The 13,999-nt window shown below is 65.2% G+C and carries 12 protein-coding genes; 6 read left to right on the top strand and 6 right to left on the bottom strand.

The window, feature by feature from the left end:
• Positions 1 to 9 precede the first annotated feature (9 nt).
• Genes IVB40_RS23630 through IVB40_RS23610 form a run of 5 tightly spaced genes read right to left on the bottom strand, consistent with a single transcriptional unit; the run spans position 10 to position 4,609 of the window.
• Positions 10 to 894 carry an intradiol ring-cleavage dioxygenase gene (locus tag IVB40_RS23630; RefSeq protein WP_247816486.1) on the bottom strand — a complete coding sequence of 295 codons (885 nt, stop codon included), beginning with the start codon at positions 892 to 894 and terminating at the stop codon, positions 10 to 12.
• 14 nt (positions 895 to 908) lie between these two features.
• The gene (locus IVB40_RS23625) at positions 909 to 1,811 is read right to left on the bottom strand and encodes an NAD(P)-dependent oxidoreductase (RefSeq protein ID WP_247816485.1); all 903 of its coding nucleotides are present in this window, start codon (positions 1,809 to 1,811) and stop codon (positions 909 to 911) included.
• A gap of 20 nt (positions 1,812 to 1,831) precedes the next feature.
• Positions 1,832 to 3,205 carry an amidohydrolase family protein gene (locus IVB40_RS23620; protein WP_247407878.1) on the bottom strand — a complete coding sequence of 458 codons (1,374 nt, stop codon included), beginning with the start codon at positions 3,203 to 3,205 and terminating at the stop codon, positions 1,832 to 1,834.
• Between the two features lie 4 nt (positions 3,206 to 3,209).
• Complete coding sequence (locus IVB40_RS23615; RefSeq protein WP_247407880.1) at positions 3,210 to 4,289, bottom strand: maleylacetate reductase; 1,080 nt, start codon at positions 4,287 to 4,289, stop codon at positions 3,210 to 3,212.
• Positions 4,286 to 4,609: a Dabb family protein gene (locus IVB40_RS23610; RefSeq protein WP_247407882.1), complete on the bottom strand. Its 324-nt coding sequence runs from the start codon at positions 4,607 to 4,609 to the stop codon at positions 4,286 to 4,288. Before IVB40_RS23610 ends, IVB40_RS23615 begins: the two co-directional genes overlap by 4 nt.
• A 108-nt stretch (positions 4,610 to 4,717) precedes the next feature.
• Between IVB40_RS23610 and IVB40_RS23605 the strand changes: the two genes are divergently transcribed.
• The 6 genes from IVB40_RS23605 to mdlC all read left to right on the top strand — a co-directional run bounded on the left by IVB40_RS23605 (position 4,718) and on the right by mdlC (position 12,449).
• On the top strand, positions 4,718 to 5,641 hold the full coding sequence (locus tag IVB40_RS23605; protein WP_247816484.1) for a LysR family transcriptional regulator: 924 nt from the start codon (positions 4,718 to 4,720) through the stop codon (positions 5,639 to 5,641).
• Positions 5,642 to 5,684: 43 nt separating this feature from the next.
• Entirely contained in the window at positions 5,685 to 6,152 is a 468-nt protein-coding gene (locus IVB40_RS23600; RefSeq protein WP_247816483.1) for a MarR family transcriptional regulator, read from the top strand.
• Between the two features lie 46 nt (positions 6,153 to 6,198).
• On the top strand, positions 6,199 to 7,908 hold the full coding sequence (locus IVB40_RS23595) for an FAD-dependent oxidoreductase (protein ID WP_247816482.1): 1,710 nt from the start codon (positions 6,199 to 6,201) through the stop codon (positions 7,906 to 7,908).
• 88 nt (positions 7,909 to 7,996) lie between these two features.
• Complete coding sequence (locus IVB40_RS23590; protein ID WP_247816481.1) at positions 7,997 to 9,322, top strand: MFS transporter; 1,326 nt, start codon at positions 7,997 to 7,999, stop codon at positions 9,320 to 9,322.
• Between the two features lie 34 nt (positions 9,323 to 9,356).
• Positions 9,357 to 10,805, top strand: a complete 1,449-nt coding sequence (locus tag IVB40_RS23585; RefSeq protein WP_247816480.1) for an aldehyde dehydrogenase — start codon at positions 9,357 to 9,359, stop codon at positions 10,803 to 10,805.
• Between the two features lie 36 nt (positions 10,806 to 10,841).
• Positions 10,842 to 12,449 carry a benzoylformate decarboxylase gene (mdlC, locus tag IVB40_RS23580; RefSeq protein ID WP_247816479.1) on the top strand — a complete coding sequence of 536 codons (1,608 nt, stop codon included), beginning with the start codon at positions 10,842 to 10,844 and terminating at the stop codon, positions 12,447 to 12,449.
• Here mdlC and IVB40_RS23575 read toward each other — a convergent pair.
• A complete protein-coding gene (locus tag IVB40_RS23575) occupies positions 12,446 to 13,981 on the bottom strand; it encodes a hypothetical protein (protein ID WP_247816478.1) in 1,536 nt (511 codons plus the stop codon). The genes mdlC and IVB40_RS23575 overlap by 4 nt on opposite strands.
• Positions 13,982 to 13,999: the final 18 nt, after the last annotated feature.

Below are 13,999 nucleotides of genomic sequence, written 5' to 3'. Positions count from 1 at the left end.
ATGTTCAGCTTAAGCGGCTCTTGCGTTGCTAGCGACCTGCTTCAGGCCGAAATCATAGTTGAGGTGAAAATACTCGCTGTCCACCATGCGACCATCGGGCGCACGGCCGGGCGGGCACCGCACAAATTCGCGGATCAGGCTGTCCTTGACGCCGAACACCACGTCGGAGTCGAGATACTGGTCGCCGGCGACGAACACGTGGGTCACGAGTTGCTCGAAGCCGGGCGCCGAGATCATGAAATGCACGTGTGCCGGGCGCCAGGGATGGCGGCCCTGGACCGCCAGCATGTCGCCAACCGTGCCGTCATGCGGGATCGGATAGGCAGCCGGTTTGATCGACCAGAAATTGAAGCGGCCATTCTGGTCGGTGTGGAAGCGCGCCCGCATCGCGAGGTCGCCGATCTTGTCGAGCTGCTGCACGTCGTAATAGCCATCATCGTCGGAATGCCAGACATCCACGACGGCGCCGGCAAGCGGCCGTCCGTCGACGGTCGACACCGAGCCGGTGACGAGCATCGGATCGCCTTCCATCGGGCCGGAGATGTCAGCGCCGTTGTCTTTCTCGGGCGACGCCTGCACGAAGAACGGACCGAGCACCGTGGTTTCGGTGGCGCCTTCCGGCACCGGATGGTTGATGGCGTCGACCAGCATCGAGACGCCGAGCGCGTCCGACAGCAGGATGAATTCCTGGCGCTTGTCGTCGCACATGTGACCGGTGCGGGTCAGGAAGTCGATGCCGTATTCCCATTCCTTCTGGGTGGGTCGCACCTCGCGGACGAAGGCATGGAGGTGGCGCACCAGCGCTTCGCTGACCTGCTTCATGCGCGGGTCGGTCGCGCCCGCGACCCGCTCCAGCACTGCATCCGTGATCGTGTTCTCGTTGAAATTGCGCATGGGTGTCTCCGCGATCAGAGTTTGGGCTCGCCAAGCCCGGACAGACGTTCCAGATGCTTGACGGTCGCGATGAAGTCGGCGTCGCCGTCGCCCTGCGCGACCAGCGAGCCATAGGTCTCGCGCACTTGGGCCGCGAGCTGAAGCGGCACGCCGACGGCGTGGCCGGCGCCGAGGATCAGGTCGAGATCCTTGGCCATCTGCCTGCAGGAGAAGGTCGAGTCGAAATCGCGGTTACGCAGCGGCGCGGTCTTGTACTTCACCATCGGTGAGGCGACTGCGCTGTCGTCGAGAACTTTCAGAATGTCCTGCCAGCCGATGCCGCCCTTGCGCGCCAGCGCCAGGCTCTCCGCCATCATGGCGGCCGACACCGCAATCATTAAATTGACCGCAAGCTTGGCATATCGCGCTTCCTCGCCGGACCCGAGATAGGTCTGGGCGCGGGTGAAGACGGCGAACAGCGGTTTTGCGTTTTCGTAGGCGTCCTTCGGGCCCGAGACGAAGCAGCTCAGCGCGCCGGTGTGGACGATGCTGGCGTTGCCGGAGACCGGCGCCCGCAGGTAGAGGACACCGCGCGCCTGGGCGGCGGCGTCGACCTCTGCGGAAGCGTCGACGCTCACGGTGCTGGTCTCGATCACAACAGATCCAGCAGCCATCGCGGCGATGAGGCCGGTGGGGCCGAGCAATGCGCCGCGCAAGGCCACGTCATCGGGCAGGGAGGTGACGATCGCGGCCTTGCCGTCCACGGCTTCGGCCGGCGAAGCGGCAGTCGAAATGCCTTGCGCGCGCGCCTCGTCGAGCCGTTCGGCACTCCGGTCGAACGCGGTCACGGCGTAACCAGCCTTGGCGACGAGCACCGACATCGGCAGGCCCATCTTGCCGATCCCGATGAAAGCGATGTTCTTTGGCGTATCAGTCATTGTTGTTGTCCTTGACGCCATCAGGCGGAATGTCCCTGTCGTTCGATGTCGTGCACCAGCCGCCGGCCTGATTGCAGGAGCAGTTCCTTCTTCGCCTCCAGGCCGTCGGCCAGCAGCCGTCCATTCCGCTTCTTCCACACGCCGCCGATCATCACGGCCTCAATATTCGCAAGGCTGGTCTGCATCACCACGGTGGAGACGGGATCGTGCACAGGTACGAGGTTGAGATCGCTGGCATTGATGATGACGAGGTCGGCGAGCTTGCCCGGCGTCAGCGAGCCGATCTGGCCTTCGCGACCGAGCATGCGGGCGCCTTCCGTCGTGATCCAGCGCAGCGCCTCGCGGACGGGGATCGTGGTCGTCGCCGGAATGGTGCCGCTGGCCTTGCGCGATTCCGCGTTGTCCAGTGCTCGCTGCATCGAGAGCGCAACGCGCGCGGCGGAGAAGAGGTCGCCGGCCAGCACGGATTCCAGATCGATGCCGATGGTCGGCCGCACGCCGCGCTTGAGCAGCCGTCCGGTGATTGGAAAGCCGTGGCCCTGGATCATCTCGTTCTCCGGCGTCACCGAGAAGGAGACGCCGAGATCGACCATCCGGTCCAGCAGTGCGTCAGGCAGGTCGTTGCCATGGACGATGTTGGTGCCGGCGCCGACGAGACCCGCCTCGATCAGCTTCTCCCAGCCACCGGGCGTCTTGGCGGGACCGCCGCCCTGATGCATGGATGCGATCAGCTTGAGCTCGCGTGCCATGCCGAAATCGTGCATGGCGACGTCCAGCGTCGAATAATGCGGGCCGAGGATCGCGAGCCCAAGCGTGACCAGGCCGTCGCGGTCGGCGAGGGGCCCCGCCAGCAGTCGCTCGACCTCACGGCGTGGATGCGGGATCTCCGAGAAATGCGGCTCGCCCGATTTGGGCTCGGGCTTTGGCGAGCCGTGGAAGAAGGCCGCGCGAATACCGCTCTCGATCAGGCCGCGCACGGCGGCGTTGGTATGATCGGGCGTCGGATTGTTGTGGCACCAGTCGACCAGCGTCGTGGTGCCTTGGTTGATCTGGTTCAGCGCACCCACCAAGGTCGCGATATAAATGTCCTCGGGCCTGAAGACCGTAGCGAGCCCGGCATGCATGTGGCGGAAATATTCCAGCAGCGTCCAGTTGGCGGCATAGCCGCGCAGGCCCGTCTGCCAAGTGTGCATATGGGCGTTGATCAGGCCGGGGATGACGATGCGGCCGGTACCGTCCACGATCTCGGTCTCGGCCGCACTGCCGCCGACGTCGATCGATGGACGCACGTCAACGATGCGGCTGCCCTCGATCAGCACGTCGCCGATGTCGAAGTCGCCGATCGTGTCATCCATGCTGATGATCGTGGCGGATTTGATCAGCGTGCGCCGCATCGCTTCAAGCCACCGCTTTGCCGGTGACAGGCGGCTCACCGGCCCAGGCGCGCGCGATCAGGTCGCGGATGGCGTCGCGTTCGAGCGGGCGCGGGTTCCAATAGGCGTTGGTGACCGCGAGATCCGCGGCCTTGTCGATGCCGCTTTCGGGCATGCCGATGTCGCGCAATGCGACCTTCGCACCCAGCCGCTTCGCCAGCTCGAAAAGCCCCTGCGATGCATCGGCGGCGCCGATGGCGCGGGAGATCCGCGCCATCGCGTCGGGCACGGCCGGCGCGTTGTAGGCCAGCGCGTGCGGCAGCACGATGGTGTGGGTCTCGGCATGCGGCAGGTCAAAGGTGCCGCCGAGCGTGTGGCAGAGCTTGTGATGCAGCGCCATGCCGACGGTGCCGAGGCAGACGCCGCACAGCCAGGCGCCATAGAGCGCTGCGGTGCGAGCCTCGCGATCGTCGCCCTTCGCGGCGATGGCGGGCAGCGCACGTGCCAACGCGCGAATGCCGTCTTCCGCCATCAGCGACGTGACGGGATTGGTGTCGCGCGCGTAGAGCGCCTCGACCGCATGCGCGATCGCGTTGATGCCTGATGTCGCGGCCAGGCTCGCCGGCAAAGTCAACGTGAGGTCGACATCGTAGATCACCGTCTCCGGCAGGATGGCGGCATCGCGCACAGTGGTCTTAAGTCCGTTCTCGGTCTGGCCGACGATCGGCGTCATCTCGGAGCCGGCATAGGTGGTGGGAATGCAGAGCTGGTTGATTCCTGTGCGCAAGGCGAGCGCCTTGCCGAGGCCGGTCGTGGATCCGCCACCGAGGGAAATGACGCAGTCGGCCTCGCACGCCTTCATCGCCGCGAGCGCCCGCTCCGTGACCTCGACCGGCGTGTGCATGGTCGCGCCCGGAAAAATGCCGGCGTAGAGCGAACCGAGCGCCGCGCCCAAGCTCTTGCCTTGCGCCTCCTGCTGGGGCGTCGTCAGCACCAGCGCGCGCTTGCCGCCGAGCCGCTCGACCTCGGCCTTGGCGCTAGCCAATGTTCCGCTGCCGAACACGACGCGGCAGGGCAGGTTTTCAAAGGTGAACGTACCGATCATGCGCCGGTCTCTTTGATGGGATAATCGACCTGGAAGCGCCCGATCCGCAAGTCGCCCAGCGCCTCGCGTACGCGCAAATGTTCCGGGTGGGTGGCGTAGGCCTGGAGCGCAGCGTGGTCGGTAAATTCGGAGAACAGAACGACGTCGCAGGCGTAGTCGACATCACTGACGTCGAGACCGACTTCGATATGGGTGAGGCCGTCGATCCGGCCGCGCAAGCCCTCGAATAGGGTCTTGACCTTGACCCGGGCGGCGGCCCGCTCCGCGGGCGTCTCCCCGCGCAGCCGCCACATCACGATGTGCCTGATCCGGCCCGACATTTCCCTGTTTCCTCGCCTGCTATCCTGCTTGTGTTTTGTCCATTTTGACTTGCGGGATGTGGAAATAAAGCTCAATAATCGTAAGTCTCTTTTCCTGTTTGCGAAAAAATGGACCGCCTGCTCCAATTGGAAGTGTTCGCCAAGACGGCCGAGCTCGGCAGCATGTCCAAAGCTGCCGAAGCCCTGCGCATGTCGAATGCTGCCGCGAGCCGCCATCTCAGCGCGCTCGAGGAGCGCCTTGCGGTCCGGCTGATCGAGCGCAACACCCGTCGGCTGTGGTTGACGGAGGCGGGCCAGGTACTGCTGGAGCGCTCGAGCCGGGTTTTGAGCGAGCTGGCGGAAGCCGAGGACATCGTCAGCGATCGCGCGCTGTCGCCGCAAGGCACGCTGCGGGTCACGAGCTCGCTGTCCTTTGCGGTGATCTATCTGGCGCCGATGCTGCCGGCCTTCCGCGCGCGCTATCCGAAGCTCAACATGCAGATCACCACCGCCAACCGCTACTCCGATTTCATCGAGGCCGGCATCGACGTGGCGATCAGGACGCGCGAGCAGGAGCCGGATTCGAACATCATCGTCCGCCGCATCGGCCAGATGCGGCGGGTGCTCGCTGCTGCGCCGTCCTATCTCGCAAGCTGCGGCGAGCCGGAGCAGCCGGTCGATCTCGCGCGCCACAACATGCTGGTCTATAATCTCGCCAACGATCCCTATTCGCTACGCCTGCGCAAAGGCAACGGCGCGCAGACTGTCCGCGTCACGCCGACGCTCGACAGCAATGACGGCCAGGTCATCCGCGGCGCCGCGCTGGCGGGGCTCGGCATCCTCATCCAGCCGCTCTATATCGTGCAAAGCGACATCGCGGCGGGCCGTCTCGTCCCGGTTTTGATGGACTGGGAGCTGCCGCTGCTGACGATGAACATCGCCTACCAGAACCGCGCCGGACTGCCCGCCAAGATCAGGGTCTTTTCCGACTTTCTGGTCACCCACATCCGAGAGCATTCGCAGCCGGGGATCTGGATCGACGCGGCGAAGTGAGCGACATTTTCGAATTCAGGCGGCTTTGCAGAAGGCACATCCATTGAAAGCCAGGACATCCGGCACCGCATGGCGGCATGCCAACATCGGTCGGCTGCTCAACAACGCGGTGCGGCGCTTCGAAGGTCGTGTGCTCGAGCTGATGAGCGATAAGGGGCATGACGAAACCCGGATCGCGCATGTCGGCCTCACACGCAATCTCGACGTCGAGGGGACCAGACTAACGGAACTCGCCCGCCGCGCCTCCATGAGCAAGCAAGCGATGGGCGAGCTGGTCGATCAATGCGCCGAGCTCGGCCTGGTCGATCGCATCGCCGATCCGACCGATCGGCGTGCGCGCATCGTCATGTTCACGCCGGCGGGACGCAAATGGCTCGATGCGTTCCGCGACGCCGTCGACGTTGCCGAGCAGGAGATGCGCGCCGAACTCGGCAAGGCCACGATGGACACGATCCTGAAGGGATTGGCAGTCTACGGCGCGCAATTCGACACGCTCCACGAGCCCGATTAGTCAGGCCACTTGACGATATCGTCAGGCAACCTTACCATGTAGGATAATGCTGGTAGGGAGAAGCGTCTTGGAAACATGTCTGACGGCCTCGGTGCTCATCGTGGGTGGGGGGCCCTGCGGCCTGATGCTCGCCAACGAGCTCGGCCGGCGCGGCGTGTCCGCGATCCTGGTCGATGAAAAACCGGGCACGGCATTCAATCCGCAAGCCAATGCGACGCAGGCGCGCTCGATGGAGCACTATCGGCGGCTGGGTTTTGCCGACGAGATCCGACGCGAGGGTCTGCCAGCGGATTATCCGACCGACGTTGCGTATTTCACGCGCTACACCGGCTACGAGCTGGCCCGATTTCAGTTGCCGTCGTCGTCACGCGCGGGCGAACTCGTCAAGGGCATGTCGGGCTCCTGGAGCGCGGCCGAGCTGCCGCATCGGGTCTCGCAAAAATATGTCGAGGCAGTGCTGCGCCGTCACGCCGAACGCCTTCCCGGAATACGGCTCAGCTACGGTTATCGTCTGATCAGCTACGTCGAGAGCGATGACGGCGTCGTCGCCGAGATCGAATGTCTCGATGACAACAACCGCTTTCAGGTCCGGGCCGACTTCCTGGTCGGGGCCGACGGGCCGCGCTCGCAAGTCCGGCAGTCGCTCGGGATCGTTTACGGCGGCGAAACCGGAGCGCAGCGCGACTTCATGGGCGGCCGCATGCTGGCGGTCTATCTCCGTTCGCCCGGATTCTACGCGAGCATCCCGCACGCCAAGGCGTGGATGTACAATTGCTTCAACGGCGACCGCCGTGCGTTTATGGCATCAGTGAACGGTCGCGACGAGTTTGCGTTTCACACGCAGCTTCGGCCCGATGAGAACGAAAGTGCGATCACGATCGATGAAGCCAAAGCAGCGTTCCAGCGCGCCTGCGGCGCGCCGATCAACTGCGAAGTGCTGTCGTTCCTGACCTGGACCGCCGGGCACGCGCTGGTCGCGAATGGAATGCAGCGGGGCAGGGTGTTTCTCGGCGGCGACGCGGCGCATCTGTTCACGCCGACCGGCGGGCTTGGCTACAACACGGCGATCGAGGATGCGGTCAACCTCGGCTGGAAGCTCGCAAGCGTCGTCAAGGGCGTGAGCCCGGCGGGGCTGCTCGACAGCTACGAGGTCGAGCGGCGTCCGGTGGCGCTTCGTAACACCGACTATGCGCGCCGCTTTGCCGACTCCCTGGGTCTGTTCGCGCCGGCGCCTGAGATCGAGGACGCCACGGATGCCGGCGACGAGGCGCGGCGGACGGCGGGCGTCTATCTCGAACAGCACGCCCGCGCCGAATTCAACATCCCTGGCGTGACCTTCGGTGGGCGCTACGACGGCTCGCCGATCATCGTTTCCGACGGCAGCCAGCCGCCGCCCGATGCCGCGAACGTCTACGTTCCGAGCGCCTGTCCCGGCGGCCGCGCCCCGCATGCGTGGCTGGAAGACGGCGTCTCCCTGTACGACCTGTTCGGGTTCGAGTGGACGCTGCTCCAGTTTGGCGAGGTCATGTCCGCGCATGCGTCATTCGCCGAGACCATCCGGGCGATCGGGGTCGATGTGAAACTCGTCACGCTGCCGAAATCGCTGCGCGATCTCTACCAGGCGGATCTGGCTTTGATACGCCCCGACCAGATCGTGGCCTGGCGTGGCAGCGCATCACAGGCCGGCATGATCGAGCGCGTGCTCGCCCGAGCACTCGGACACAATGCGAGCGACAGCGCACGGCTGGCCAGCTGATCGACTCTTGCCGTCGCATCCGACCAGCGGCTGCGCGGCCAATAACAACAAGACAACAAAACGGCAAATGACACCGGAGGAGGAAACCGTGACGACAAGAGCATTGGAGCACTACGACGATCATGTTGCGACCGCCGCCACTGCCGGGCAGACGGCGAGCAGCCGCCGGCGTATCCTGATTGCCGGCACCATCGGCACCGCGATCGAATGGTACGACTTTTTCATCTACGGCCTGATCGCGCCGCTGGTGTTCGATCAGCTGTTCTTTCCGAAATTCGACCAGCTCACGGCGACCATTGCGGTGTTCGCGACGTTTGCCGTCGGATTTTTGGCGCGTCCGCTCGGCGGGCTTGTGTTCGGCCATTTCGGTGACCGCCTCGGCCGAAAGTCGGTCTTGCTGTGTACGCTGCTCATGATGGGACTTGCGACCATGTCGATCGGATTGTTGCCGACCTACGCCAGTGCAGGCGTGGCCGCGACCGTCGCGCTCGTGGCGTTGCGCTTCGTCCAGGGGTTTGCGCTCGGCGGCGAGTCGACCGCGGCGATCCTTATGGCGATCGAGACGGCGCCCGGGCACCGGCGCGGCTTCTCGGCCGCGGTGATCCAGGCCGCAGGACCCGTCGGTGTCGTGCTCGCCTCGTTCGCGGCGCTCACGATTTCAAGGCTGCCGGAGGCGGACCTGCTGTCATGGGGCTGGCGCGTGCCGTTCCTGATCAGTGCGGTGCTGGTCGCGCTCGGCGTCTACATGCGCCTGCGCATCGAGGAGAGCGCGACGTTCCGCGAAGCGAAGGTGACTGAAGGGGCGCCTGTGGTCGAAGCCCTGAGGGAGCACTGGCGGCCGATCCTCATCGTGTTCTTCGCCGAGATGGCGCAGACTTCCTATTTCTATCTGACCGCCATCTTCACCATCTCCTTCGCGACCCGTCAGCTCGGCGTCCAGAAGGACGTCATCACGCAGGCCGTGCTGTTTGCCAATCTCGTCGGGCTCGTTGCGATGCCCCTCATCGGCGCCTGGTCCGACCGCATCGGACGAAAGCGTCTGTTCCTGGCCGGCGTCGTGCTCGCAGCCATCTCGATGTTTGCATTCTACGGTGTGGTCGCGAGCCGTGACACGATGCTGGTGACGTGCGCGGTGATCCTCGCCGCGGGGATAATCCATCCGCTGATGTTCGGCAGCGAAGGGAGCTATTTCCCGGAGCTGTTTCCGACCCGCATTCGCTTCAGCGGCGTGTCGATCGGAAAGCAACTCGGGACGGTGCTCGGCGGCGGCATTGCGCCGCTGGTCGCCACCAGCCTGTTTGCGCAGACGGGCTCCACCTACGCGATCACAGGATACTACGTTGTGCTCGCGCTCGCGGCGATGATCGCGCTCGGCTTCGCGCGCGAAACCGGAAAATCGCGCCTGCTCGGCTAGGCCGAGCGCCATCATCAACATCAGGGAGGTTTTCATGGACGTCAGTCTTCTCGTCAACGGGCAGGATCAGGCCGCTTCCGGCGGCGAGGTGTTCGAGCGGCGCAATCCGCTGTCGCAGGAGGTCGCAAGCCGCGCGGCCGCTGCCACGGCTTCCGATGCCGACGCCGCAGTGGCGGCGGCTTCCGCCGCATTGCCAGGATGGTCGGCACTTGGCCCGAATGCGAGGCGAGCCCTGTTGCTGAAGGCCGCAGATGCGCTTGAGGCCAAGCGCGACGCCTTCGTCTCGATCATGATGGCCGAGATCGGCACGACGGAGATCTGGTCGGCCTTCAACGTCAAGCTCGCGACCGGCATGCTGCGCGAAGCGGCGTCGCTCACCACGCAGATCGCGGGCGAGGTGATTCCGTCGGACAAGCCGGGATGTCTCGCGATGTCGGTTCGCCAGCCAGCCGGCGTCTGCCTCGGCATCGCGCCGTGGAACGCGCCGATCATTCTCGGCGTTCGCGCCGTGGCGACGGCGCTCGCCTGCGGCAATACGGTCGTGCTCAAGGCGTCCGAGATCTGCCCGGGAACACACCGGTTGATCGGCGAGGTTTTCAAGGACGCAGGCTTTCCGCCCGGCGTCGTGAATGTCCTGACCAACGCACCGGCCGACGCGCCCGCGCTGGTCGAGCGCCTCATCGCCAATCCTGCCGTGCGGCGGGTCAATTTTACCGGCTCGACCCGGGTCGGTCGAGTCATCGCCGAACTCGCCGGTCGCCACCTCAAGCCGGCGCTGCTCGAGCTTGGCGGCAAGGCGCCTCTGATCGTGCTCGACGATGCCGACCTCGATGCCGCCGTCGCGGCGGTCGCGTTCGGCGCCTTCATCAATCAGGGCCAGGTTTGCATGTCGACCGAGCGGGTGATCGTCGACGAGGCGGTGGCGGCCGCCTTTGTCGAGAAGCTTGCGAAGAAAACGGCTGCGCTTCCGGCCGGCGACCCGCGCCACGGTCCGGTGGTGGTCGGCTCGATGATCGACGAAGCGCCGGCCAAGCATGTCGTTGCACTGATCGACGACGCGATCGCCAAAGGGGCCGTCAAGCTCGCGGGCGGCGACCGGGTTGGCACAGTCGTCCCGGCCACCGTGCTCGATCGCGTGGTGCCCGGCATGCGCATCTACACCGAGGAGAGCTTTGGTCCCGTCGTCTCGGTGGTCCGCGCGCGTGGCGTGGACGAGGCCGTGCGGCTCGCCAACGACACGGAGTATGGCCTTTCGGCTGCCGTGTTCGGCCGCGACGTCGCGCGTGCACTGACGGTGGCGCAGCGGATCGAAAGCGGCATCTGCCACGTCAACGGCCCGACCGTGCATGACGAGGCGCAGATGCCGTTCGGCGGCGTGAAGGGATCGGGCTACGGCCGCTTCGGCGGCCAGGCCGGCATCGCCGAGTTCACCGATTTGCGCTGGATCACCATCGAGACGCAGCCGCAGCACTATCCCTTCTAACCGCGCCGCAAGCGAAGCCCACCAGGACGTCCATTCATGAATTCGAAAGTTCTCACGGTTCGGGAAGCGACCCTCGGTGTGCTTCGCTCCTTTGGCGTCGATCGCGTTTTCGGCAATCCCGGCTCGACCGAGCTTGCCTTCCTGGGCGACTGGCCCGACGACATCGACTACGTGCTCGGTCTGCAGGAAGCCTGTGTCGTCGGCATGGCCGACGGCTATGCGCAGGCGACGGGGCGTCTGGCTTTCGTCAATTTGCACTCGGCGGCCGGGCTCGGTCATGCCCTCGGCAATCTCTTCACCGCGTTCCGCAACAAGACGCCGATGGTCGTGACAGCCGGGCAGCAGGCGCGCAGCCTGTTGCGGATGCGACCCTATCTCTTCGCCGAGGACGCCGCACAGTTTCCAAAGCCCTATGTGAAATGGAGCGCGGAACCGGCGCGCGCCGAAGATGTTCCAGCGGCAATTGCGCAGGCCTTCCTTACTGCCATGCAGCATCCGCGCGGTCCGACATTCGTGTCCGTGCCGTCGGATGATTGGGCGCGGCCTGCAGTCGCTCCGCCGGTCCGCCACATCGCGACGGAGTTTGCGCCGGATCCGGCGGCGATCGTCCGGCTCGGCGCGGCGATCCGAGCCGCCAAGAGACCTATCTTCGTTGTCGGACCCGAAATCGATCGCAGCGGCTGCGTCGAGGCGATGGTCGCTGTGGCCGAGCAGGCGAGCGCGGCCGTTTGGGCAAGTCCGATGTCGAGCCGTTCCAGCTTTCCGGAATTGCATCCACGGTTCGCCGGCTTCCTTCCGGCAGCACCGGGAGGGCTCGCCCGTGCCCTGCGCGACGCCGATCTGATCGTCGTGGTCGGCGCGCCGGTGTTTACTTTCCATGTCGAAGGACAATGCGAATTGCTCGACGACGGAACGCCGGTCTGGCAGATCACGGATGATCCGACAGAAGCCGCATCCGCTTCTGTCGGTGACACCATCATCAGCACGCTCCCGAAGGCGCTAGCTGGGCTGCTGTCGGCGATGCCTGACATTGCGGAGCGCGAAGTGCCGGCCGCGCGGTTGCGGCCTGCCGCTCCTGCCGCGCAAAATCCGATTCCGCCGGGCTATGCGCTCGCCCGGCTCTCGGCGTTGATGCCGGGCGATGCGATCGTGGTCGAGGAGGCGCCGTCGCATCGCCCCGCCATTCAGCAATTCCTGCCTCGGCCGGGCGCGGACAGCTTCTACACGATGGCGAGCGGGGGACTTGGTTACAGCCTGCCGGCCTCCGTCGGCGTAGCGCTGGCGCGGCCGGGTCGCCGCATCGTCGCCCTGATCGGTGACGGATCGGCGATGTATTGCATCCAGGCGATCTGGACCGCGGTGCAACGCCGGTTGCCGATCACCTTCGTGATCATGAACAATTCAGGCTATGGCGCGATGCGCGCCTTCAGCGAGCTGATGCAGGCGCATCGCCCGCCCGGGATCGACCTGCCCGGGCTCGACTTCGTGGCGCTCGCAAGGGGAATGGGTTGTCCGGGGCAGCGCGTGACCGATGTCGGCGACGTCGACGCCATCTTGACCGAAGCGTTGGCATCGAGCGGTCCCGCGCTGGTCGATATCGCCGTCGACGACGCCACGACCGACCTGTTCAGCCATCCGCGCTAGCTGGCGGTAGAGGGACTGGTCCGCGGCGACAAGACGCCCGATGGCAATTTGCTCGTGAGGGCGCGGGTCTTGGGTTGGACACGCGATCCGTCGATCACCTCGAGGCGGCCGCAGCGGTTCAAGGTGTGCAACTTCCTGCCGGGCCATGCTGGCCCTGGCCGAAGAGAGTGGCGGATGATCTGCTTGAACGTCGTCGGCGAGAGTTCGACGATTTCCGCCAGGGCAAGCGCTGCCCCGTATCCGCCGGCACAGTCCTGGACCGGGCGCCACAATTTGTCATTGATGGTGACGAAATTCCCCGCAGGCCGCGTGGTCGCGCGATCGATCAGCACGGGGTTGCTGGCATGCGGCAACCACGGGCCCATGAGGTGCTCGGCGTAATAGATCGCCAGCGAATCCGAATAGCCGCCGGTGCCGTCGCGCCAAGCCCCGAACAGATAGTTCAGGCCGTTGTGCCGCGTGATCGTGGCATCGGCCAGCTCGACGCCCGAAAGCAGCGTCGCATGCCGCTCCCATTTGTCCGGAAACCGAACGCATTTGTAGATGGCGACATCCCCATTGGTCGAGCTCTCCGGGATCATCCACAACGCGCCATCGTCCTCGATCAAGAACGGATAGGAGAGGTGCCAAGGCTCGTTCAGCACGGGCACAACCTCTCCGACGGGACCGGCATCGTCGAACTCGATTGCCGAAATGATTCCTTTTCCAACCCGGTGATCGAGGTCTTCAAAGAAGACGAATGTTCGCCCCTGCCAGGTGATGGGGAAAGGATCGGCGTAGAAGTGGTTTCCGGGATCGGCAAGGACGTTCCAGCGGGACCCCGACAGATTTCCGGTCTGCCAGACGCCGGCGCCATCATTGAAGCGCCATCCGACATGCCAGTGCGGGGCATAGCAGCAGAGGCGATAGATCTCCTTGGCAATCGATGTCGCTAGGCCGCGCGCGACGTACGCCGCCGGCGGGCGGCCGTTACCAATTCGGGCGGGTCGTGCCATCAGCGGCACGATGCGCGGCCGTCCCGACAGGATGGCCGCCACCATGGTCAGGGTTCGCGCCATGACGGTTTCCAGTCCGCCGCTCAGACCGGCCGCGATTTCGGCGGAGGGGTGGCCGCGATCGAGGACGGCACCGTCGACCTCGTCGACGATTTCGATCACCGGCAGATCGCCGGCGAGAATGGCGGCAAGAGCTGCGTTTTCGCCTGCGACTCCATTGAACAGCGGGCGGAGATACTGCCGGGCGGAGCAGTTCGGATCCCGCGCGCCACCGGTGAAATCGACGATGACGTCTGCCGTGCCGGCGCGAGCCTGCATTCGTTCGGGACTGATCTTCAGCCTGTCGGTGCCGCTGTGCTTGCCCTTGTGCAACACCAAACGTTCGAGCTCGAACAGCATGTCGAGACCGGTCGGCCGCGGCTCCGCCGTTGCCGTCCATGCGATCTGGACCGGTACATCCCGGCCGTCAACCGACAGCGTGTCGCGGCCCATCCACTGCCGCGCATGCTCAATTTCACAGCGAAACTCGATGGTCATGTCGAGCCGATCCGTTTC

Source organism: Bradyrhizobium sp. 40 (genome assembly GCF_023100925.1).
Taxonomy (GTDB): domain Bacteria; phylum Pseudomonadota; class Alphaproteobacteria; order Rhizobiales; family Xanthobacteraceae; genus Bradyrhizobium.
Note: the sequence above shows the minus strand (reverse complement) of the source record. Positions and strands in the feature narration are given on the sequence as shown.

Bases quoted from the DNA above. Each gene is read 5' to 3' on its own strand.
- IVB40_RS23630 (WP_247816486.1), bottom strand. From the start codon at position 894: ATGCGCAATTTCAACGAGAACACGATCACGGATGCAGTGCTGGAGCGG.
- IVB40_RS23625 (WP_247816485.1), bottom strand. From the start codon at position 1,811: ATGACTGATACGCCAAAGAACATCGCTTTCATCGGGATCGGCAAGATG.
- IVB40_RS23620 (WP_247407878.1), bottom strand. From the start codon at position 3,205: ATGCGGCGCACGCTGATCAAATCCGCCACGATCATCAGCATGGATGAC.
- IVB40_RS23615 (WP_247407880.1), bottom strand. From the start codon at position 4,289: ATGATCGGTACGTTCACCTTTGAAAACCTGCCCTGCCGCGTCGTGTTC.
- IVB40_RS23610 (WP_247407882.1), bottom strand. From the start codon at position 4,609: ATGTCGGGCCGGATCAGGCACATCGTGATGTGGCGGCTGCGCGGGGAG.
- IVB40_RS23605 (WP_247816484.1), top strand. From the start codon at position 4,718: ATGGACCGCCTGCTCCAATTGGAAGTGTTCGCCAAGACGGCCGAGCTC.
- IVB40_RS23595 (WP_247816482.1), top strand. From the start codon at position 6,199: ATGCTGGTAGGGAGAAGCGTCTTGGAAACATGTCTGACGGCCTCGGTG.
- IVB40_RS23585 (WP_247816480.1), top strand. From the start codon at position 9,357: ATGGACGTCAGTCTTCTCGTCAACGGGCAGGATCAGGCCGCTTCCGGC.
- mdlC (WP_247816479.1), top strand. From the start codon at position 10,842: ATGAATTCGAAAGTTCTCACGGTTCGGGAAGCGACCCTCGGTGTGCTT.
- IVB40_RS23575 (WP_247816478.1), bottom strand. From the start codon at position 13,981: ATGACCATCGAGTTTCGCTGTGAAATTGAGCATGCGCGGCAGTGGATG.